Source organism: Trichococcus sp., assembly GCF_049589555.1.
Classification (GTDB): Bacteria; Bacillota; Bacilli; order Lactobacillales; family Aerococcaceae; genus Trichococcus.
Map to the genome: position 1 here is coordinate 1 of NZ_JBAWAZ010000206.1, position 3,686 is coordinate 3,686.

Annotated in this window: 4 protein-coding genes and 1 pseudogene; 1 reads left to right on the forward strand and 4 read right to left on the reverse strand. The window is 47.3% G+C overall.

What is annotated here, in order from left to right:
- A partial coding sequence (locus WBV27_RS07755) for a M50 family metallopeptidase (protein ID WP_424200908.1) occupies nt 1–633 on the forward strand: 633 nt, incomplete at its 5' end.
- 62 nt (nt 634–695) lie between these two features.
- Here the strand turns inward: WBV27_RS07755 and WBV27_RS07760 are convergent.
- The 4 genes and pseudogenes from WBV27_RS07760 to WBV27_RS07775 form a co-directional block, all read right to left on the reverse strand.
- Nucleotides 696–1,082, reverse strand: a complete 387-nt coding sequence (locus WBV27_RS07760) for a hypothetical protein (RefSeq protein WP_424200910.1) — start codon at nt 1,080–1,082, stop codon at nt 696–698.
- Between the two features lie 135 nt (nt 1,083–1,217).
- Nucleotides 1,218–2,483, reverse strand: a complete 1,266-nt coding sequence (locus tag WBV27_RS07765) for a diaminopimelate decarboxylase family protein (RefSeq protein ID WP_424200912.1) — start codon at nt 2,481–2,483, stop codon at nt 1,218–1,220.
- Nucleotides 2,480–3,184: a TrmB family transcriptional regulator gene (locus WBV27_RS07770; protein WP_424200914.1), complete on the reverse strand. Its 705-nt coding sequence runs from the start codon at nt 3,182–3,184 to the stop codon at nt 2,480–2,482. The genes WBV27_RS07765 and WBV27_RS07770 overlap by 4 nt, the downstream gene beginning before the upstream one ends.
- Before the next feature lie 155 nt (nt 3,185–3,339).
- Nucleotides 3,340–3,686 (reverse strand): annotated as a pseudogene (locus WBV27_RS07775) (uridine kinase); the annotation flags it as partial.

A 3,686-nucleotide genomic window follows, 5' to 3' on the forward strand; every position in this document is an offset into this window, starting at 1 on the left:
TTCGGCATTTATCTTGACCTCCCCAACGTCATCATCCACGAATGCGGCCATGCTCTTACGGCGCGCTTATGGGGCGGAAGCATCCAATCGATAAAATTCAATGTCCTTCCCTCAATCGTCAAAAGCGGCGGCATCCTCGGTTTAGCCGAAATCGGAAACCGCAGCGGGTTAGGGATGTTCTTTAGCCTGTTGGGAGGTTATGTATCGCAGGCGTTGTTCTTTGTGGTAATGTCCTATCTCTATTTACAGGGACTGTTGCTGTGGATCATTCCGTTTTTCTTGGGCATCTATTTGCTTACGAATTTGTTGGCGAAAGAAAAGAGCTTTTGGCAGAACCTGATTATCCTGATTGTGATTGGTGGTTCTATTTTGATCTACCGTAACAACTCCAGCTTCCTTATGCGGATTTATCAGTCAGTGGACGTCATCACAATCGGTTTCGTCGTCTGGTATATGCTTGGTTTGGCCCATCAATTTTTCATTGTTTTGCTTTTGAAAAATGACAGCCATTGGGACGGAACAGCCTTGGCGACAAAAACATATATCCCTACCATCGTTTGGAAAGGCCTCTTTCTCCTTGCCATGGGCGGAGCGTATTTCGCTCCCTACTGGGTAAAGTACTTATTGGTCTGAAATCCTATAGTCAAAAAAAGCTGACGAATCGCCTGCACAAGGGCGGTTCGTCAGCTTTTTGGTTAGTTTAATTGTTCGGCCAGATGCGCTTCGATTTTGGCAATGTCCACCCGATCTTTTTCCCGGTCCAGCTGCTTCTTCATCATAATGACAGATTCCAGGCTCGCGACCGGAACCCCTTCGATCATCGTGATAGCCCCTTTGTGCCAATCTTCAAAAATTTCCGTATCATCACTGTAGATCACTTTGCGGGCAAAGTCGCCTTGTTTGACCGGGTATCCCTGAGCCGCTAAATCCCGGAACGCTTCCCTGGTGCAGCTGATGTCGATATCTTTTGTTTCCTCTTTAATGCCATGCATAACCAGTGCCGTCCCGGTGATGACGCAATAGTCTCGCGGCTTCAACGGAAGCGCCGAAACGCTTTCCTTGATCGTTTCTTTTTGGAACATATCTTTCACTCCTCGTTTGTTCATCCAGGAACATTATATCATGCATTCAGATCAATTTCTTGAAGCGAAATAAAAATAAGCCGGGCCAACGAACAGTTTATGTGCTCGTTGGCCCGTCTAAATATTAGTGTCGGTTTATTTCACGTCTTTAAAAAGGCCCGTGAAGTCGAAGGTTGCGAAGTAATCCGCTGGCGTTTCCGCGCGACGGATCATTTCCGTGCCGCCGTCTTCCTTCAACAGGATTTCGGCCGAGCGCAATTTCCCGTTATAGTTGTAGCCCATCGAGAAGCCGTGCGCACCTGTGTCATGGATGACGACCAAGTCGCCGATGTCGATTTTTGGAAGCATGCGGTTGATGGCGAATTTGTCGTTGTTTTCGCATAAGCCGCCGGTCACATCGTACATGTGGTCCGCTGGTTGTTCCTCTTTGCCCATCACCGTGATGTGGTGGTAAGCTCCGTACATCGTCGGACGCATTAAATTGACTGCACTGGCATCCAGACCGATGTAATCTTTGTAGATATGCTTTTCGTGGATGGCCGTTGCCACTAAACAACCGTATGGCCCAAGCATGTATCTGCCCAGCTCCGTATAGATCGCAACATCTCCCAAACCGGCAGGGACCAAGATTTCTTCAAATGCCTTGCGGACACCTTCACCGATTTTTGCCACATCCGCAGCTTTTTGCTCCGGAAGGTAAGGGATGCCGATTCCGCCTGAAAGGTTGATGAAAGTGATATCCGCGCCGGTTTCTTCCTTCAATTCAACGGCCGTCTGGAACAGGATGCCTGCCAGAATCGGATAATACTCATCCGCAACGTTATTGCTGGCCAAGAAAGAATGCAGGCCAAAGTGTTTCACGCCTTTTGCCATCAGCTTTTTGAAGCCTTCCGTCAATTGCGGACGTGTGAAGCCGTATTTTGCGTCTTCGGGTTTATCCATGATTTCATTATTGATCGTGAACTCGCCGCCAGGATTGAATCGGCAGCTGACCGTTTCCGGCAGTCCGGCTGTTTCTTCCAAGAAATCGATATGGGTAATATCATCCAGATTGATGGTCGCATTCAGTTTACGGGCCAATTGGAAGTCTTCCTTAGGCGTCACGTTTGAGGAAAACATGATTTCATCGCCTTTGAATCCTAGCGCATCGGACATCATCAGCTCTGTGTAAGTCGAACAGTCAACGCCGCAGCCTTCTTCCTTCAGAATCTGCAGAATTGCTGGTGTCGGTGTTGCCTTCACAGCGAAGTATTCTTTGAAGCCTTTGTTCCAGGAGAAAGCCGCATTCAATTTGCGTGCATTCTCACGGATGCCTTTTTCATCATATAAATGGAAGGGAGTCGGATACTGTTGTACGATTTCTTCCAATTGCTCTTTTTCAACAAATACTTTTTTTGTCATTTCGCTTCAAATCCTCTCATCATTTCGACTACTTTGATTTCGTTCTGCAACGATTCTTTCAATAGATCAACTACATTTTTCTTTCCGGAGTACAGGCAAGTGGAAAACTCGCCCTCATCGATATCTCCAGTCAGAACGGTCGTGGAATCCACGATGATCCTGACTTGCTTCTTCGGCTTTTCCAGAAGATGGACAGTCATCCCCTCCTGAGGGAACGGCGTATCGGTTATGACGACCATTTTTATGCCGCGCTGATGCGCTGCCTGCATTTCCGTCAAAAGCTCCGGCAGGATATTACCGGAAACAGACAAGTAGACGCGTGACTTCGATTCTGAAATCATATTGCGCATTTTGTCCATTATGCGGTGTTCGCCTGTGATGGTTATGTACCCCTCCGCATCTTCTCTTCTTTGGGGGATGTTCTTGATCAATTCCTGTTTGGATTCCTGAAGCGATCGGATTTTGTTCCCGCAGAATTCTTCCACAGGTACTGGGGTATATCTGGTAGTCTCCCCTTCGATAATGAAGGCCGCTCCTTTTTCAACCAACGAAGCCAATGAGGCATAGGCGTTCGAACGCGAAATTCCGGTTATTTTCGATACCTCATAGCCGTTTAGGTCCCCGTCCGAAAGCAAAGTCAGGTAGATGGTCGCTTCGTGCCTGGTCAAATTAAATCGCGTCAACAATTCTGTGTTATCCACTGAATAGATCCTCTCATTTCGGTGCGTGTTCTGCTTTTTTCCAGTAGTATTACTGCATAGGAACACTATATACTATTTCCGTTTTCTTGTCTATTTCTAATGCTTTTTTCATGAAATATTTTTTTGTGATTTATCTATTGGGAACGTACCGCTCTTTAGACATGGTGATGGCTGTAGTGCTCAACCAAGTCTCCGAGCATATCGGTGGCGATGTCGTTTTGGCCTCCCCGCGGCACGATGATGTCGGCTTGGATTTTGGAGGGCTCGATGAAGGCATCATGCATCGGTTTGACGGTCGTCAGATAGCGGGCAATCGTACTTTCATACGTGCTGTTCCGTTCGCGGATATCCCTTTCGATTCTTCTGATCAGCCGAATGTCCGGTTCCGCATCGACAAATATTTTGATGTCGATCATTGATACCAACTTGGGTATGGCCAAAATCAGGATCCCTTCCAGTATGACGACCGGCTTCGACTCGATCGGGGTAGTCTTTTTCGAAC